The sequence below is a fragment of the Flagellimonas oceanensis genome (genome assembly GCF_003992595.1).
Classification (GTDB): domain Bacteria; phylum Bacteroidota; class Bacteroidia; order Flavobacteriales; family Flavobacteriaceae; genus Flagellimonas; species Flagellimonas oceanensis.
This window is the reverse complement of the sequence record NZ_RZNA01000013.1, coordinates 86,766-103,412: the sequence shown is the minus strand read 5'-3', so window position 1 is coordinate 103,412 and position 16,647 is coordinate 86,766. Positions and strand designations below refer to the sequence as shown.

Annotated in this window: 16 protein-coding genes and 1 tRNA gene; 6 read left to right on the top strand and 11 right to left on the bottom strand. The window is 40.7% G+C overall.

From position 1 onward, the window contains the following. Positions 1-49: 49 nt before the first annotated feature. From EO132_RS04475 to EO132_RS04460, 4 genes are all read left to right on the top strand, one after another. Complete coding sequence (locus EO132_RS04475; RefSeq protein ID WP_072882405.1) at positions 50-325, top strand: transposase; 276 nt, start codon at positions 50-52, stop codon at positions 323-325. A 23-nt stretch (positions 326-348) separates the two neighbouring features. Then, the gene (locus EO132_RS04470) at positions 349-1,167 is read left to right on the top strand and encodes an IS3 family transposase (protein ID WP_127136440.1); all 819 of its coding nucleotides are present in this window, start codon (positions 349-351) and stop codon (positions 1,165-1,167) included. A 456-nt stretch (positions 1,168-1,623) separates the two neighbouring features. After that, complete coding sequence (locus EO132_RS04465; RefSeq protein WP_127136776.1) at positions 1,624-2,316, top strand: hypothetical protein; 693 nt, start codon at positions 1,624-1,626, stop codon at positions 2,314-2,316. Positions 2,317-2,472: 156 nt separating this feature from the next. Continuing rightward, complete coding sequence (locus EO132_RS04460; RefSeq protein ID WP_127136775.1) at positions 2,473-4,095, top strand: RNA-directed DNA polymerase; 1,623 nt, start codon at positions 2,473-2,475, stop codon at positions 4,093-4,095. A gap of 866 nt (positions 4,096-4,961) precedes the next feature. Here EO132_RS04460 and EO132_RS04455 read toward each other — a convergent pair. Next, positions 4,962-6,191: a site-specific integrase gene (locus EO132_RS04455; protein ID WP_127136774.1), complete on the bottom strand. Its 1,230-nt coding sequence runs from the start codon at positions 6,189-6,191 to the stop codon at positions 4,962-4,964. 251 nt (positions 6,192-6,442) lie between these two features. Continuing rightward, positions 6,443-6,527 (bottom strand) — tRNA-Ser (locus EO132_RS04450). A gap of 153 nt (positions 6,528-6,680) precedes the next feature. Here EO132_RS04450 and EO132_RS04445 point away from each other — a divergent pair. Both EO132_RS04445 and EO132_RS04440 read left to right on the top strand, forming a co-directional pair. Then, positions 6,681-7,433, top strand: a complete 753-nt coding sequence (locus EO132_RS04445; RefSeq protein WP_127136783.1) for a sulfite exporter TauE/SafE family protein — start codon at positions 6,681-6,683, stop codon at positions 7,431-7,433. Positions 7,434-7,445: 12 nt separating this feature from the next. Next, the gene (locus EO132_RS04440; protein ID WP_127136773.1) at positions 7,446-8,639 is read left to right on the top strand and encodes a DegT/DnrJ/EryC1/StrS family aminotransferase; all 1,194 of its coding nucleotides are present in this window, start codon (positions 7,446-7,448) and stop codon (positions 8,637-8,639) included. Here the strand turns inward: EO132_RS04440 and ribB are convergent. The 9 genes from ribB to EO132_RS04395 all read right to left on the bottom strand — a co-directional run bounded on the left by ribB (position 8,636) and on the right by EO132_RS04395 (position 16,548). Beyond that, on the bottom strand, positions 8,636-9,775 hold the full coding sequence (ribB, locus tag EO132_RS04435; RefSeq protein ID WP_127136772.1) for a 3,4-dihydroxy-2-butanone-4-phosphate synthase: 1,140 nt from the start codon (positions 9,773-9,775) through the stop codon (positions 8,636-8,638). The genes EO132_RS04440 and ribB overlap by 4 nt on opposite strands. Beyond that, positions 9,772-11,280 (bottom strand): LptF/LptG family permease, encoded by a 1,509-nt coding sequence (locus EO132_RS04430; protein ID WP_127136771.1) that lies wholly within the window; start codon positions 11,278-11,280, stop codon positions 9,772-9,774. The genes ribB and EO132_RS04430 overlap by 4 nt, the downstream gene beginning before the upstream one ends. A gap of 3 nt (positions 11,281-11,283) precedes the next feature. Next, positions 11,284-11,949, bottom strand: a complete 666-nt coding sequence (lolA1, locus tag EO132_RS04425; protein WP_417935837.1) for an outer membrane lipoprotein periplasmic chaperone LolA1 — start codon at positions 11,947-11,949, stop codon at positions 11,284-11,286. Then, positions 11,936-14,323 (bottom strand): DNA translocase FtsK, encoded by a 2,388-nt coding sequence (locus tag EO132_RS04420; RefSeq protein ID WP_127136770.1) that lies wholly within the window; start codon positions 14,321-14,323, stop codon positions 11,936-11,938. The genes lolA1 and EO132_RS04420 overlap by 14 nt, the downstream gene beginning before the upstream one ends. Before the next feature lie 62 nt (positions 14,324-14,385). After that, on the bottom strand, positions 14,386-14,751 hold the full coding sequence (locus tag EO132_RS04415; protein WP_127136769.1) for a diacylglycerol kinase family protein: 366 nt from the start codon (positions 14,749-14,751) through the stop codon (positions 14,386-14,388). Then, a complete protein-coding gene (tpx, locus tag EO132_RS04410) occupies positions 14,744-15,250 on the bottom strand; it encodes a thiol peroxidase (protein WP_127136768.1) in 507 nt (168 codons plus the stop codon). Before tpx ends, EO132_RS04415 begins: the two co-directional genes overlap by 8 nt. 95 nt (positions 15,251-15,345) lie before the next feature. Then, complete coding sequence (locus tag EO132_RS04405) at positions 15,346-15,603, bottom strand: DUF6952 family protein (RefSeq protein WP_127136767.1); 258 nt, start codon at positions 15,601-15,603, stop codon at positions 15,346-15,348. After that, positions 15,584-15,898, bottom strand: a complete 315-nt coding sequence (locus EO132_RS04400; protein ID WP_127136766.1) for a thioredoxin family protein — start codon at positions 15,896-15,898, stop codon at positions 15,584-15,586. The genes EO132_RS04405 and EO132_RS04400 overlap by 20 nt, the downstream gene beginning before the upstream one ends. A gap of 5 nt (positions 15,899-15,903) precedes the next feature. Beyond that, the gene (locus EO132_RS04395; protein WP_127136765.1) at positions 15,904-16,548 is read right to left on the bottom strand and encodes a peroxiredoxin; all 645 of its coding nucleotides are present in this window, start codon (positions 16,546-16,548) and stop codon (positions 15,904-15,906) included. Positions 16,549-16,647: the final 99 nt, after the last annotated feature.

The following is a 16,647-nucleotide window of genomic DNA, read 5'->3' as shown; positions in this document are numbered from 1 at the left end:
GATACCCCAAAAATTAGGGCAGTAAGTTTAATCATTAAATTTACTGAATATGACACGAAGAAAGTTTACCCCGAAGTTCAAGACCAAGGTGGTATTGGAAGCCTTGAAAGAGCGGCATAGCCTTGCCGAACTTGCCCAGAAGTACGAGATACACCCGACCCAGATCAGCGCATGGAAGCGCGATTTCCTCGATGGGGCCGAGCAGGTGTTCGAATCGGGCAAGAAGGATGCCCGCAGCGAGACCGAAAGGGAGAAGGACAAACTTCTAAAGGCCATAGGCCAGTTGAAGGTCGAGAACGATTTTTTAAAGGACGCCTTGCGCTGAGACCACTCTCCGAACGCAGAAAAATGATACGCAAGGGTCATTCCAAGATGAGCATTGTAAAACAATGCGAAACATTGTCGGTCCATCGTTCCGGGCTGTACTATAAGCCCAGGGGCGAGACCGAACTGAACCTGAAGCTCATGCGGGAGATGGACGAACATTATCTCCACCACCCTTTCAAAGGGGCCAAGCGGATGCACATCTGGCTGACCAAAGACAAAGGCTATAAAGTGAGCAGGAACCGGATCGAACGGCTCTATTACAAGGTAATGGGGCTTAGGGCGGTACTTCCGGGAAAGCACACCTCCCGAAGGTGCAAGGACCACAAAACGTATCCCTACCTGCTACGCAACCTGACAGTTGACAGGCCCAATCAGGTATGGGCAACCGACATCACCTATATCCCCATGCAACAGGGATATCTCTACCTGGTGGCCATCATCGACCTGCACAGCCGCTATGTCCTGAACTGGAGCGTGTCCAATTCCATGGATGCCCAATGGTGCAGGGAAACATTGGAAGAGGCCATAGGTGAGCACGGGACACCTGAGATCCTCAATACGGACCAGGGGAGCCAGTTCACCGCCGAGGAGTTCGCCAATTATGTTTTGGGCCAGGGAATACGCCTGAGCATGGACGGTAAGGGAAGGGCCACGGACAATGCCTTTATCGAAAGGCTATGGAGGAATGTAAAATACGAGAAGATATACCTGAACCCTCCAAGGGACGGTATGGACCTTTATCTGTTATTGGCAGAGTACTTTGATTATTACAACCATGAAAGAAGACACCAGTCCATCGACTATGAAAGACCTATCGATCTATTTAAGAGAGCGGCTTGAATTATATTAGTTTTGTAGAGAAACTGTCCTAAAGATCGGGGTATCTACAGATATAAAACATCGAATGATAAAGTAAATAATCTAATTGGTTGTTTCTTATCCAAACTCGATGATTTTACTGATTACAGTTCTAAAAGAGTTTATGGGCGTGGAGATTGGCTAATACCTTTTAAAGAAAATCCAGAAGTTCACCCGCGTGAAAGAATCAAAAAGGAAACCGAACATATGAATGAGTTGGCTAAAAATTGTTTTGTGGAACTTGAAAAATTAATGGAATTTTTAAGAAACAAAGAATATGTTTAAAGCATTTTTTACAACACTAAACAGAATTAATTGGTTGTTCTCGTCTGTTTCTGAAAATACTCGCATGCCTGCCGACATGCAGGTTTGGTATGTCTCACTAAGTTAAATGCTAAACTAGGTAACTATTCATAACCTAGACGTTAAAACAACAAAATGGAATCAGATAATAAATCGGAAAAATCAATTGAAAAAGTAGTTCGAGACGGTCTAACTTCGCCTGCTTTGGACTTGACGGTTGACTATGCTGAATTGGCCTTAGATTCGTTTTTAGACAACGATGCCATTAAGGAAATACCTGTTGTTAAATCAATAGTGGGAATTCTGAAAGGCGGAATGAAAATAAGAGAAATACATTTTGCCAAAAAGCTCCTAACCTTTTTAAAGGAATTTCATTCTTCCAAACTTGATGATACTACAGTTAAAGGTTTTCAAAAAAAATTTGACAGCGAAAAAAAATATCGAGACTCTGTTGTAGAACAAATTATGATTCTAAATGAACGAGTTTTAGAAATCGAGAAATCCAAAATTTTAGCTAATCTATTTGCATCCCATATAAACGGAAAATTTGATTGGGTAGGATTTTTAAGTCTATGTCATTGTGTTGAAAGGTTAAACTTAACAGTAATATCTTTCCTTGACGAAATATCAGAAGAAAAAGAACCCTTCTATCGTGGATACTCTCAATTTGATGATAATGTAGCATTTCTCATTTCAGCAGGTATCGCTCAGCAATGGGGAACTCACCTACAAATAACTGCTCACGGGCAATATTTATATTTCTATGGAATCAAAGGAGACGTTAACTATGAATTTCCGAAGAAAGATGATGTAAAAAATGAGAAATAGCAAGTGGTGATAAAAAATATAAGGCATAGACCAGACAGTGGTTTCCAAAAGTTTTCGTATCATAACAATTATGGTTTCGCTCTGGTAGTTGAGTGCTTCATAGAGTCCAACGTTTCATACCCAATACCATTCCCCACAATTTGAAAGACAAAAATTATGACCGAAAAAGAACTGCTTAAATCAGGATATTTTCCAAAAGAGCTACCTCCACCTTTTGAAAGCAAAACTTTTTCCGACAAAATAGATGCTATTAACACTCAATGGAATTCTATTTCGAGTTCATTTGGAAGACCGGAAAAGCTAAAATATTCGGAATCGAAATGGGTTTTGTTCTCTATTCCCAAAGTTCAGTTGTCACGGAGAATTATCAACATTCCCAATCCTTTACATCAATCGAAATTATCTAAAACAATTGCCGATAGGTGGACTGAAATCGAAGACATATTTAAGAAATCAACAATTTCATCTAGTTCTCCAATAAAAGACCCAAGTAACAAAAGGGCTTTAATTTCAAAAAAGGATTTTGGTGAATTTAAAAGAAGACGTTTAAGAGAATCATTCGATAATCTTTATGAAGTAAAAACTGATGTTTCAAGATTCTATGGGACAGTTTACACTCATTCAATTCCTTGGTTAGTTCATACGAAGTCCGTAGCCAAAGCTAATAGAACTGATATAACAATGCTTGGAAACGCGTTGGATAAAGATTTAAGAAGTCTTAATTCAGGACAAACGGTAGGAATTCCTGTTGGACCTGACACATCTTTGGTAATTGCAGAAATTATTACCTGCTTGATGGATGAACAAATTCAATTAAAGCTTAAAAATCTAAAAGCATTTAGATTCATAGATGATTATTTCCTGTACTGCGATAGTTACGCAGAAGCGGAAAAAGCATTTAAGTTTATTCAATCGCTTTTGACTGAATACCAGCTTGATATAAATGAAGAAAAAACAAAAATTTCCAAAGCACCTTTTGCATTCGACAGCAGATGGTCAATTGAATTAGGCTCGTTTACATTTAGAAAAAAGGCTAAATCACAATTAACAGACATAGAAAGATTTGTTAGTCTTTCTCTAATTCATTCAAATGAAAATCCAAAAGACTCTGTGCTGCTCTTCTCAATTCAAGTTTTAAAATACTTAAAACTATTTGATGAAAATTGGGATACCTACGAATCGTTGATTTTGAAAATCGGAATATCTGAACCTCGAACCTTACCAGTAGTAACGGAGATTTTGGCATCGAATATTAGCAGAATATCCAAAAGAAAAATTAAGAGCATAGTTGAGAAAATAATTGAGAACCATTTACCCAAAGGAAATAACTACGAGGTAGCTTGGGCATTGTGGATGTGCGTTGAATTCTCAATTAAATTAAAAAACATGATGGCAGAAAAGATTTTTGCCTCAAACGACTATGTCTCTATGCTAATTGCAATGGATTTAAAAAATAGGAACTTGATAAATGCGACTGTGAGTACGGATGGACTTTTACCTGAACTTACAGAAGAATCTTTAATGAACGAAAATTGGTTGTTCACATATGAATCGATAAAAAAAGGGTGGCTAAGTCCAACAGATAATCCAATTGACGAAAACAAGTATTTTAAAATACTGTTTGACAATGGAATTTACTTCTATCGAGAAAATGCAAAGGTGGAAACATTTACAGTCAAAAAACCTTTAGAAAAGATTAGTGAAACTGTCAAGACACCCGAAGCAGAAGATGCTAAAACGATTGTTTCTGGTGGTGGTGGCGGAGGAAGCTCATACTAAAAAATTGTGGACAAGAAATTGTATTTTTAGGTAAGGTTACAGTTACACCGAGAAAAAGAACTAATCCTTAGTAGGGATTTAATTGTTTAAGTTAGGAAATCATTTTCTTGATAGGTTGATGCACCCTATTCCAATTTTAATAAACGCTTATCTACCCGAACACTATAAAATTGAAATAGGATCCGTGTGCAAAAGTTTTGGTAAGATTGGGGCAAAAAGTAGGGCATTTTATTCTAAACGCTTTGTTGAATAGATAATTTAAATTCAAAAGAACCAGACCTTGTCTTTAATGTCCCAGTACATTGTCAAGGTTTTTGGGGTGTCCGAGATGGTATTGTCCCATTAGGGTTTCTTTAAATAGGTAACTGTAAAACGTAAATAATTCAAGGTCAATAAATTAAATGAAACAACGCTGCTTTAGCATGTTGTCGTCTTGCTCTTCGATTTTCCAAAAATGGAAATTCGTGGCGACCTTCGGCCATTATATCAGAGTTGTGAATCATTGTTTTTCCAATAAAGTTTGTCATGTTTTATTGTAACTAGAATTGTTGTGAAATCACATGAAATAAAAAGTGGACAGAGATATGTAATACCCAATAAAAATAGGTATTTCAGGTAGTCGGGATACATTTCGAACCAGAATTTTAAAGTGGGGCGGCTACACATTTTTGAGTATACAATTGCGCCATAACATTTAACTTTTTCACCACTCCTTAGTCATACCAATACAATCTTTGGGTTCCTTAAAAAATAGGACATTGACTGTCCCAGTGAATTGAATGAAAAAGTCAGGAAATCAGCATTAGCAGGCAGTTGAGGGTGTCCCAACGGTATGGGACATCAAAAATGGCAACTTAAAAAGTATTTTAGATATTTTTGGCTTTAACTTTCTCTTGGAAACTCAGTTTCTTTTTCAGTAGCTGCATATCCTCACTTACTTTACGATTCAAGATTTTTGCGTAGTGCTGTGTAGTTCGAAGGGATTTGTGACCTAACATCTTACTAACGGATTCAATTGAGACACCATTGGACAACGTTACGGTAGTCGCAAAAGTATGTCTGGCCAAGTGGGTGGTCAAATGTTTTTTAATGCCACTAAGGTCAGCTATTTCTTTGAGATAGGCGTTCATCTTTTGATTGGTCAATACTGGGAGAACCTTTTTGTCGACAAGTAAGGGGCTATGCTCATATTTTTCAAGAATCATCAATGCAGTTGGCAAAACAGGAATATTGCTTTTGGTTTTTGTCTTGGTTCGTTTCGTATTTATCCAAAGATCTCCATCAATCCCAATAACAAAATCGTCATGTGTCAGCTTTTTTACATCGGCATAGGCCAGTCCGGTAAAGCAACAAAAAACGAAACAATCCCTAACGTGCTCCAATCGTTCATTTATGAAAGGATGATCCATTAAACGTTGAAGTTCTTCATCGGTCAAAAATTCCCTGTCCACAATTTTTAATCGTGCTTTCCAATTGCTGAAGGGGTCTTTTACTATCCAACCATTGGCATAGGCAATCCGTATGATTTTTTTGAAATTCACAACATATTTGATTGCAGTATTGTGGCTGCATTTTCTTTTGGTCTTTAAGTAGTATTCAAAACCTGAAATAAAAGAGTGATCCACATCCATTACGGGAATATCTTTTTTACGAAGTTCATTCTGTAAGTACTCTGCCAAATGATTTTTTGCTGTTCTGTACCGTTCTGCTGTGCCGGCAGCGAAATCTTGTCCAACCAGTTTATCAACCCTGTCATTATGCTCTTGAAAGATTTCCAGTAGCATCTTGCAAGGCTTATCCAGACCTAAGTATGATTCCTTAAGGGATACTGCGGTCAATGGCTTCCCTTGATCTTTTAATCTATCTGCATGCCGAAATAGGTCAGTGCGTATTTTCATCAAATGGGAATTCAATTGGCGAACCTCTTGGGAGAATCCCAATACCTTGCCATTGGAAGCATCCCATGAATTGGGGTGAATTTTACGTCCAGTGCTAAATTCTGAACGCTTTCCATTTACCGTGATTCTGATATAGATCATTGCCCGACCTACTTTGTCGGTTTTGTGCTTTTTGATATAGAATAAGAGAGATAGCATAAAAGGGACACCTATTTTAACATTATTTTCCTTGAAATTAGAAAAAAAATATCAAATAGTAATCCTTGTAAAACTCTGATTAACAATATTTTAATTGTTATTAGGTGTCCCTTTTTGGAAAGATTGGAGGGGACACCGAATTAGACACCTATCAGGTTGATTCCAAATGATACCATTTGATATCAAAAAAAATAAAAACCCTGTAAATCAATAATTTACAGGGTTCCTTGTTTTGAGATAATGTCTCTCAGCGGAGGAAGAGGGATTCGAACCCCCGGAGGTGTGACCCTCAACAGTTTTCAAGACTGCCGCATTCGACCACTCTGCCATTCCTCCTAAGCGGGTGCAAATATATAAAGCTTTTTCTTATCCCAAAAGACCTTTTTGCATTATTGTCCAATTCACTGGTCCAATTCATTTTACATCAACCAAATAAAAGTTTGTAAAATCAGTATGCCCTTTCGAAACAATGGTCATACCTTTGTTTTTATGCTCGAATGGTACCATTATTTACTGCTGATCACTGTTGGTTTTGCAGTGGGATTTATTAATACAGTGGCGGGAGGTGGTTCTCTTTTGTCATTACCGACACTTATTTTTTTGGGGTTGCCGCCTGCTGTGGCCAACGGGACCAATCGGGTGGCCATTGTGATTCAGACCGCCATGGCGACCGCAGGTTTTAAGAGCAAGGGCATTTCTACCTATCCTTTTAATGTGTATTTGGGTATTTCGGCATTTTTGGGAGCCATCATCGGGGCCTTCATTGCGGTGGACATTGATGGTGAAACTTTCAATAGGATTTTGGCTATAGTCATGATCGCGGTGGTGCTCATCATTATCTTTAAACCTAAAATGCGGATAGAGGAGATACAGGAACGGCTCACAGGCAAATATCTTTGGGTAGCGTTGATCGTGTTCTTCTTTTTTGGTATCTACGGAGGTTTTATCAATGCTGGACTTGGTTTTTTAATGATGTTGTTCTTGCATTATTTTAATCAAATGAACCTAGTAAGGTCCAACGCCACTAAAGTAGCCGTGGTTTTCATCTATATGCTGGCCGCCTTGGCCGTTTTCGCGTTCAACGATAAAATTGATTGGAAATTGGGCTTTGTTCTAGCCATAGGCAATGGTTCTGGAGCTTGGTTTGCTAGTAGGTTCTCCGTGAAAAAGGGAGACGGATTTATAAAGACATTTTTAGTCATCGCCGTGGTTTTGATGGCCATCAAACTATGGTTCTTTTAAATAGAATTAAATATGCCAGGATTTGAACTTTTTGGAGATAAGGAAAGAAAAGAGGTACAAGATGTTATGGACTCCGGGGTCCTGATGCGATATGGGTTCGACGGTATGCGCAACGGACATTGGAAAACCAAGGAGCTTGAAGCGCGATTGTCCCATCGTATGCAGTCCAGATATACCCATGCGGTGAGTAGTGGTACCGCAGCGTTAACGGTAGCCTTGGCCAGTGCTGGTGTTGGGGCGGGGGACGAGGTAATCATGCCCACTTTTACCTTTGTGGCCAGTTTTGAATCCATCTTGGCACTGGGCGCAGTTCCTATTTTAGTTGATATTGATGACACCCTTACTTTAAAACCTGAAGCGGTCGAAAAAGCCATTACCCCAAAAACAAAAGTGGTCATGCCTGTCCATATGTGTGGCTCTATGGCTGATTTGGACGCCCTCAAAAGAATTTGTGAAGCACATGGGTTGTTGTTGCTCGAAGATGCTTGCCAAGCCATTGGAGGTACCTACAAAGGGAAACCATTGGGTAGTATCGGAGACTTAGGGTGCTTTTCTTTTGATTATGTAAAAACCATAACCTGTGGAGAAGGTGGGGCCATGATTACCAATAATCAGGATTATTACGAAAACGCCCATAAATATTCCGATCACGGTCACGATCATGTGGGAAATAATCGGGGAGCGGAAGAGCATCCGTTTTTAGGATATAATTTTCGAATCTCCGAAATGAACGCTGCGGTTGGGGTGGCTCAACTCGCTCGCTTGGATGAATTTTTAGCGATTCAAAAACGAAACTATACCATTTTAAGGGAAGCCTTATCCAAAATTCCCGAGGTGGTTTTTAGAAAGGTTCCGGATGGGGGAGCGGAGAACTATTCCTTTTTAAACTTTTTTCTACCGGATGAAACCATTGCCCAAAAAGCGCATCAAGCATTAAGTGATGCCGGTGTCGACGGGTGTTTTTATTGGTACAACAACAATTGGCACTACTATAAAAAATGGGAGCATCTGACTACCATGAAATCCTTGGGAAAACTTCCTAAAGATGTACAAGAGTCACTGCCCGATTATAGCAAAGCCGATTTCTCTGAATCGGACCAATGGATGTCGAGAAATATTTCTTGCCTCATTAAATTGGGGTGGTCGGAAGAGGAAGTAGTGGAGCGTGCCAAGAAAATGGCACAAGCTATCAAGTCGGTACTCTAATAATTCACATATTCCACAATCTCAAGTCCGTAACCCACCATACCCACACGTCGGGTTTGACCGGAATTGGTCAATAAACGGATTTTGGAGATGTTGATGTCGTGTAGAATCTGCGCACCAATACCAAAGTCCTTGTTGTCCATCTCCACTTTGGGGGCTTTGGTTACTCCTTCGCCCTGAAGCTTTTTGAACTCAGACAATCTGCTCAGCAAGTTCATGGATTGGTTACCCTGGTTGATAAAGATCATGGCGCTTTTTTCCTCTTTGTTCAAGGCATCGAACATGCGCTGCAAACCTTCATCGGGATTGTTGGTCAAAGTTCCCAGCATATCATTGTTTACTAAGGTGGAGTTAATACGAGTGAGTACGGGTTCCCCAGTTTTCCAGTTTCCTTTCAATAGCGCGATATGGACTTGGTCGTTGGTGGTCTGTTGGTAGGCTCTCAATCTGAATTCCCCAAATCGGGTGTTGATGGTAAATGCTTCCTTGAGCTCAATCAAACTATCGTGTTCCATGCGATAAGCAATCAAATCTTCTATGGAAACGATTTTTAAGTCAAACTTTTTGGCAACCTCCAATAATTGGGGCAAGCGCGCCATAGAACCATCTTCGTTCATGATTTCCACAATAACTCCGGCAGGTTCCAGTCCAGCTAGTCGTGCAAAATCAATAGCTGCTTCGGTATGTCCTGTACGGCGAAGCACACCACCTTCTTTGGCAATCAAAGGAAAAATGTGACCTGGTCGAGCCAGTTCATGTGCTTTGGTCGACTTATCCGTGAGGGCTAGCACCGTTTTTGCCCTGTCGCCAGCCGAAATCCCCGTAGTAACTCCTTTACCTCTTAAATCTACAGAAACCGTAAAAGCAGTTTCAAGGGGGTCGGTATTGTGATTTACCATTTTATGGAGACCTAGATCTTTACATCTACCTTCGGTAAGCGGGGCACAGATAAGTCCTCGACCATGAGTAGCCATAAAATTGATGGTCTCTGGTGTTATCAGTTCTGCGGCAGCCAAAAAATCCCCTTCGTTCTCCCTATTTTCATCATCCACTACAATAATTACCTTACCATCTCTAATGTCGGCAATGGCTTCTTCTATGGCGTTCAGTTGTATTTTTTTATCCTTGGCGATCATTGGCCCTCAGCTTCTTTATCTTTCTTTTTAAATAATAATTTGATACGGTCTATAAAATGACCAAACCCTACTAATCCTTTATCGGCAGTGGCTCTTCTTGTCAGTGAAATACCCAAGGGCAACATGATCATCGTGGGAAGCCATGCTCCAATTGCTGGATGAATGTTTCCTTCCTTGGCGTAGTTACCCGCAAATACCCCAATGAAGTAATAAGTCAAAAACAGAATAATGGCAACTACCATGGGCAATCCCAGTCCTCCTTTACGGATAATGGCCCCCAATGGTGCCCCCACAAAAAACAAAATAATGCAAGAAAGCGCAAGTGCATATTTTTGATGCAATGATAAAATGTGACTGTTATAGAACTTGTACCTGCTCTGAAGTTCTTGCTTTTTGGAGGTAACGGTATTCATAATGCTGGAAACTTCGTTCTGGGCTTTCTTCATGACCTGAATCTGTTCCCATTGTTCCAGACTTTCCAAAAACTGGTCTATGGTTTTTATGGAATCCCGTTGGATGGTATCAGTATTTTTTAAGTTATCGGCTTTAATGAGTTCTAAACCCTGCCTGGTGGTATCTTTTGGCACCTTTACAGGGAAAGCCCCCATGCGACTTACCACATTCTTGGAAAATGCAGCTACTTTTTCGAGGTTGTTTTCGCGAAGCGAATCGATATCCTTGATGAGTCGCCCTACATTTTTCATTTTGTTGGTCGTGATATTTTGGTCCTCTTCCAAGTCTTGATTGTTGAGTTCCGAAATATCAATATTGATGGTGTAGGTTTCAAAATTGGACTTGGCGAAGGGTTGTTTTCGTCGTTCCCTGGCGTCTTTTTTTACGATATCCTCATAATAGTGACCATCTTTCAGGACCAATTGGATAATATCCGATTCCTCGCTACTGATCAATTCGCCTGATTTGGCCTTGATCACGGTATTGTTGATGTTCTGTTTTGTTTTTTTATGGATGATGACATTGTCCAAAAAACGATCTTGCTCCCCGTACTTTTTGTCCACTTTGATGTTCATACCTTGCCCAGTTCCTTCAAAATCACTGAAAACACCTTCGGTAATGGCAGCGGCGGGCTTTACTTTGGCAATGTTCCGCCTGAGGTTGAACATTTTTTGTTCGGATTTCGGAATCACATCATTGGCAAAAAAGAAAGTGACCACTCCCAGAAATAGTACAAATACGATCAAGCTACGCATCCCACGCTGTAGGGATATCCCGGAGGCTTTCATGGCGGCGAACTCATAATTTTCAGCAAATGTACCAAAGGTAAGGATGGAGGAGAGGAGTACCGTTAGTGGCAATACCTTGTCCACTAGGGTAGGGATGAAGTAGAAAATAAACTTGCCAATAATGACCATGCCCAGTCCTTTTCCCGCCAAATCATCGATAAACAGCCATATCCCTTGGAAGATGAATATGACAATCAGGATGAAAAAGGAACTGAAGAAGTTGTAAAGGAATCTTCTTAGTATATACTGATCAAGTATTTTCAATGCCTAGTTTCTTATAATGTAGTACCCTTTGTCCTCGTACTTTTTCTCGTCAAAGGTAAACAGAGTACTTGATATGGGCTGATTGGTTTTGAAAGAATTAACGGTAATGGTTGTTTTGGTACCATTGTTTCCCGCTTGAATCAGCTTGTAGATATGTTTTGTTTGCGTATCAATCCCCAGTAAAACAGATTTAATCTCCGTATTGGAATCAATCGGGATTAATTTGACATATTGAATTTTTCTCCCGCCCACATTTTGAAGAATGTCCCACTGGTAATTGTGCCCAGTTTTGTAGAAAGTCAACATTTTTGATGGACTCACATTGTCGTTATCTTCGTTAACCTCTTCGATGGTCACTTCTTCGTTCTCAGGAACTATGGTGTATACTTTGTTGCCATCATAAAGTTGTGTAGCTCCAAAATAGTTCAGCAGGTATTTTTCACCATCCAAGGTCACATTCCCGTTGGTTTCCTGTTTTAAATCTGCCTCAGTGTTTTCCAAAGTGGATTGGAAGTCAATATAAATATTGTCGTAGCTCTGTACTTTGTTGTACACTTCGTCCAAAAGTGCTTTGGCCTTATCCGAGTTTTGTGCGTAGGAAGATAATCCAACGGCGAACAATGCTATTAAAAGAATACTTTTCTTGATCATGGTCTTATTTTGCTTCATTTTCTAATAGTTGATCTAGGGAATACATATCGGGAACCAAAACCTGTCGTGCTTTACTTCCTTCAAATGGTCCTACAATTCCGGCTGCTTCCAACTGATCAATAATTCGACCAGCCCTATTGTACCCCAGTTTTAATTTTCGTTGAATCAAAGAGGCCGACCCTTGCTGTGCGGTAACAATTACCTCGGCAGCTTCCCGGAACATGGCATCTCTGTCAGCGATATCATTATCAAGACTTGTGCCAGATTCTTCACCTACATACTCTGGCAGTTCATGTGCTTCAGGGTAAGCGCGTTGCGATCCAATATAATCGGTGATTTTGGCAACTTCCGGTGTGTCCACAAAGGCACATTGCAGCCTCGTCACATCGTTTCCTTGTGTATAGAGCATATCACCGCGACCAATAAGCTGGTCAGCTCCCTGGGCATCCAAAATGGTTCTGGAGTCTATTTTAGAGGTTACCCTAAAGGCAATCCTTGCGGGGAAGTTGGCTTTGATGATACCTGTAATCACATTCACCGATGGTCTTTGCGTGGCAATGATCAAGTGAATTCCGATGGCACGCGCCAATTGTGCCAATCTGGCAATGGGTGTTTCCACTTCCTTGCCAGCCGTCATGATCAAATCGGCAAACTCATCAATAACCAAGACAATATAGGGCAAGAATTTGTGCCCATCGTTCGGGTTCAACTTTCTAGCCTTGAACTTGGTGTTGTATTCCTTTACATTACGTACCATCGCAGATTTGAGCAATTCGTATCGGTTGTCCATCTCAATACAAAGCGAGTTCAGCGTATTGATCACTTTGGTATTGTCTGTAATGATGGCTTCATCGGAATCTGGCAACTTGGCTAAAAAGTGACGCTCAATTTTGTTGTATAGGGTCAATTCCACCTTTTTGGGGTCCACCAAGATGAATTTGACCTCAGCGGGATGTTTTTTGTAGAGTAGGGAAGTTATGACCGCATTCAACCCTACCGATTTACCCTGCCCTGTTGCACCTGCCATAAGCATATGGGGCATTTTTGCAAGGTCCACTACAAATGTTTCGTTGCTAATGGTCTTTCCGAAGGCAATCGGCAATTCCATCTCCGCTTTTTGAAATTTATTCGAGGCGATTACCGAACGCATGGAAACAATCGTTGCATTCTTGTTCGGCACCTCAATACCTACGGTTCCTTTACCTGGTATAGGAGCGATGATACGGATACCCAGTGCCGCTAAGGACAAAGCAATGTCATCTTCCAGGTTTTTGATCTTGGAGATACGGATACCTGCTTCTGGTACGATTTCGTACAGGGTTACGGTTGGCCCGATGGTCGCTTTGATCTGGGCAATCCCGATTTTATAGTTTTTGAGGGTGCTTACGATTCGATTTTTGTTTTCCTCAAGCTCTTCTTGATTGATGGTGATGCCTCCTGAAGCACCATGTGCCTCCAATAGGTCCAACGTTGGGAATTTATAGTTGCCCAATTCCAATTTCGGATCAAATTCCCCAAAATCTTCTACAAGTTTCGCAGCCTTGGCATCGGTTTCCTCTTCTTCAACGGGAGTTTCTTCTACTTTAAGGGCGATATCAGATTCCTCTTCCTCAGGAATATTCACATCGAGTCCAGCCTCATCCAAAGGTGGAATATCTTTTTTATGGGTATAGGTGTCTACTTTTTCGGGAACATTGTCCTCCGTGGTCAACACCACTGTGTCTTCTTCACCTTCAACAGGGCTTTCTTTGGTTTTTGTTGATGGTTCTTCATTAAAGTCCGACTTGATTTTCTGCTTCTGTTTTTTGAAGAAATTGGCAAATCCTTCTGGTGTAAAGTTGAAGAGTCGTACCAAAATAACCATTAAAACAAATATCAGAATCAAGAACACACCAATTTTACCCGTGTAGTCCTGAAGAAAGTCGTTCATCTCATAACCGATAAGTCCACCCAACAATGGAAAATCAGCGGCGAAGAAACCTAGGGCCACAGATCCCCAGATAACACCGACCAAGCCCCAAATCCATTTGGAGATCAATCGTTTGCCATTTAAACCAAGAAACAGGTAAAGTCCGGTAACCGCCAACAAAAATGGAAATACAAAGGAGGCGAGCCCAAAGCCCTTGTACATAAAAAAGTGGCTTACATTGGCCCCGAATTTATTGAGCAAATTACTGGCTTCGGCATTACGGTCCCCAAATTGGGACAGCATACTTTGATCTTCCTGCCAGGTAAAATAAAATGACATAAAAGAGAAGAAAAGCGCGATGCTGAGAACAATCAAAAGGCTACCAAAAATAATCTTGTTCTGCTTGGAGGGCTTGAAAGAAACCTTCTTTTTAGCAGAATTGGTAGTTTTTTTTGATTTGGATTTTGTTCGTTTTTTGGCCATCAATCAATTTTAAGCGGGGCTAAGTTACAAATTTACGTTGCTACTCGGGGTCTTGGATTTTACTAAAAGATCTTGGGCAGGTAGATGATCAAACCAACGATGCTTGCCAAGACGGATACTATCATAACGGCTCCCGCGGAAATATCTTTTATCAAACCGATTTTGGGATCCTGATTAGGTTGGATATAGTCGCAGATTTTTTCAATGGCCGTGTTTACACCCTCTATGCCCATAACCAAACCAATGGCCAAAAGTTGCAGTAACCATTCGGTATGGGAAATTTGAAAGTAGAAGCCGAAAGCCGTAACGATCAATGCGATAAAAAACTGGATTTTGATGCTGGGCTCCGTACGCAACAGCAGAAACATACCCTTCAGGGCATATCCCACACTTTTGATCCTGTTCCTTAAAAAAGATTCTTTAGGCATCCATCAATGCTTCAAGGGCTGCTTTGTAATTGGGCTCGTCCACGGTTTCCGACACCTGTTCGGAATAGATGACCTCCCCATTTTCGTTGACCACTGCAACCGATCGTGACAGTAACCCTTGCAACGGACCATCGGTAAACTCCACCTGGTAGGATTTGCCAAAGTTACCATCCCTAAAGTCGGATAGGGTTTCTACTTTATCGATACCCTCTGCGCCACAAAAGCGTGCTTGTGCGAAAGGCAGGTCTTTGGAGATGCATAATATTACGGTGTTGTCCAGTTCCGCCGCTTCTTGGTTAAATTGACGTACGGATTGTGCACAAGTGCCTGTATCGATGCTTGGAAAAATATTAAGGACGACCTTTTGACCTTTGTAGTCTGATAGACTGCTAGTGGACAGATCGTTTTTTACTAAAGTAAAGCTTGGCGCTTGGGTGCCATTTTCAGGAAGGTTTCCGAGTGTATGGATTTCATTTCCTTTTAGTGTAACAGTTGCCATAGTAGTAGTTTTGATTCGGAACCAAAAATACTAAAAAAACCTTCCCGAAGTCTGCTATGGGAAGGTTCTTATGTTAACGTTTACAACAATGTTAGTTACTTGTCTATGGAGCCGAGCACCCTTGACATAAAACCGTTAAGGGCTTCTTTTTTGGGTGTTCCGTTTTTGATTTCCCCGGATACTTCGAGAGCTCCATAAATATTGGAAATCAATTCTCCGATCATATCCAGTTCCTCATCCTTTAAACTGGAAACCTCGCAAACACTTTCCAACGTATCCGCAGTCTCCTGCAGATAGTCTTCGTCGTGTTCCTCGGCAAAATTGACCAATTGTTTAATTATGGGCAACTTCATGAATCAAGTCTTTTAAAACATCATATTTATTGGTCTGCACTTGATTTTTCAAAGATCCATTTGAAAATGCGGCGAAAGTGGGCAAATTGTCCACGTTGGCCAGCTTTCTGGATTCCGGAAATTTCTCGGCATCGACCATTACAAAGGTTATGTTCTCGTTCAAAGAGGCTTCCTTTTTGAACTTTGGCTTCATGATTCTGCAGTTACCGCACCAAGATGCGCTGTACTGCACCACTACGTTGTCATTGTTGGCAATGACCTCGCTTAAATTGTCTTTGTCCAATTCTACAACCATAGTGTTTAGTTTACGTGATTAGCCAAGTAATCGGAAACACCTGCTCTGTCAGCATTCATTGCTTCTTTTCCTTCTTCCCAGTTTGCTGGACAAACCTCTCCTTTTTCCTGTACGTGTGTGTAGGCATCCACCAAACGCAAAAATTCCTTTACGTTTCTACCCAATGGCATGTGGTTGATGCTCTCGTGGAATACAGTTCCTTCCTCATCGATCAAGTAAGTGGCTCTGTAGGTTACGTTGTCACCTTCAACTACAACAGAATTTGTTTCTTCGTTGTAGTCTTCCTTCATGATATCCAAGATACCCAAAGCAGTGGCCAGATTTCTGTTGCTATCAGAAACGATAGGATAGGTTACCCCTTCAATTCCACCGTTGTCCTTCTCAGTGTTCAACCACGCAAAATGTACTTCGGCAGTATCACAAGAAGCTCCGATAACAATGGTATTTCTCTTTTCAAACTCACTTAGATTTTGCTGAAAGGCAAAAAGCTCCGTTGGACACACAAAAGTGAAATCTTTGGGGTACCAGAACAACAATACTTTCTTGTTTTCTGCTTTGGATTTCTCTAAAATGTTGATTTTGAACGTATCGCCCAATTCGTCGATGGCGTTTACTTCAATGCTTGGAAATTTTCTTCCTACTAAAGTCATTTATTGGATGTTTTTTAATTTTCGAGTAGCAAAAATAGGGTGGTTTTATGGCTTTTACCAGCTTAAAAATTAGTATTTCTTATGGTCGGATAAGCTGTG

Coding starts and splice junctions, on each gene's coding strand:
- EO132_RS04445 (WP_127136783.1), top strand. CDS start 6,681: ATGCTCGAATGGTACCATTATTTACTGCTGATCACTGTTGGTTTTGCA.
- lolA1 (WP_417935837.1), bottom strand. CDS start 11,949: ATGAAGCAAAATAAGACCATGATCAAGAAAAGTATTCTTTTAATAGCA.
- EO132_RS04465 (WP_127136776.1), top strand. CDS start 1,624: ATGGAATCAGATAATAAATCGGAAAAATCAATTGAAAAAGTAGTTCGA.
- EO132_RS04470 (WP_127136440.1), top strand. CDS start 349: ATGATACGCAAGGGTCATTCCAAGATGAGCATTGTAAAACAATGCGAA.
- tpx (WP_127136768.1), bottom strand. CDS start 15,250: ATGGCAACTGTTACACTAAAAGGAAATGAAATCCATACACTCGGAAAC.
- EO132_RS04420 (WP_127136770.1), bottom strand. CDS start 14,323: ATGGCCAAAAAACGAACAAAATCCAAATCAAAAAAAACTACCAATTCT.
- EO132_RS04395 (WP_127136765.1), bottom strand. CDS start 16,548: ATGACTTTAGTAGGAAGAAAATTTCCAAGCATTGAAGTAAACGCCATC.
- EO132_RS04400 (WP_127136766.1), bottom strand. CDS start 15,898: ATGGTTGTAGAATTGGACAAAGACAATTTAAGCGAGGTCATTGCCAAC.
- EO132_RS04455 (WP_127136774.1), bottom strand. CDS start 6,191: ATGCTATCTCTCTTATTCTATATCAAAAAGCACAAAACCGACAAAGTA.
- EO132_RS04440 (WP_127136773.1), top strand. CDS start 7,446: ATGCCAGGATTTGAACTTTTTGGAGATAAGGAAAGAAAAGAGGTACAA.
- EO132_RS04460 (WP_127136775.1), top strand. CDS start 2,473: ATGACCGAAAAAGAACTGCTTAAATCAGGATATTTTCCAAAAGAGCTA.
- EO132_RS04415 (WP_127136769.1), bottom strand. CDS start 14,751: ATGCCTAAAGAATCTTTTTTAAGGAACAGGATCAAAAGTGTGGGATAT.
- EO132_RS04475 (WP_072882405.1), top strand. CDS start 50: ATGACACGAAGAAAGTTTACCCCGAAGTTCAAGACCAAGGTGGTATTG.
- ribB (WP_127136772.1), bottom strand. CDS start 9,775: ATGATCGCCAAGGATAAAAAAATACAACTGAACGCCATAGAAGAAGCC.
- EO132_RS04405 (WP_127136767.1), bottom strand. CDS start 15,603: ATGAAGTTGCCCATAATTAAACAATTGGTCAATTTTGCCGAGGAACAC.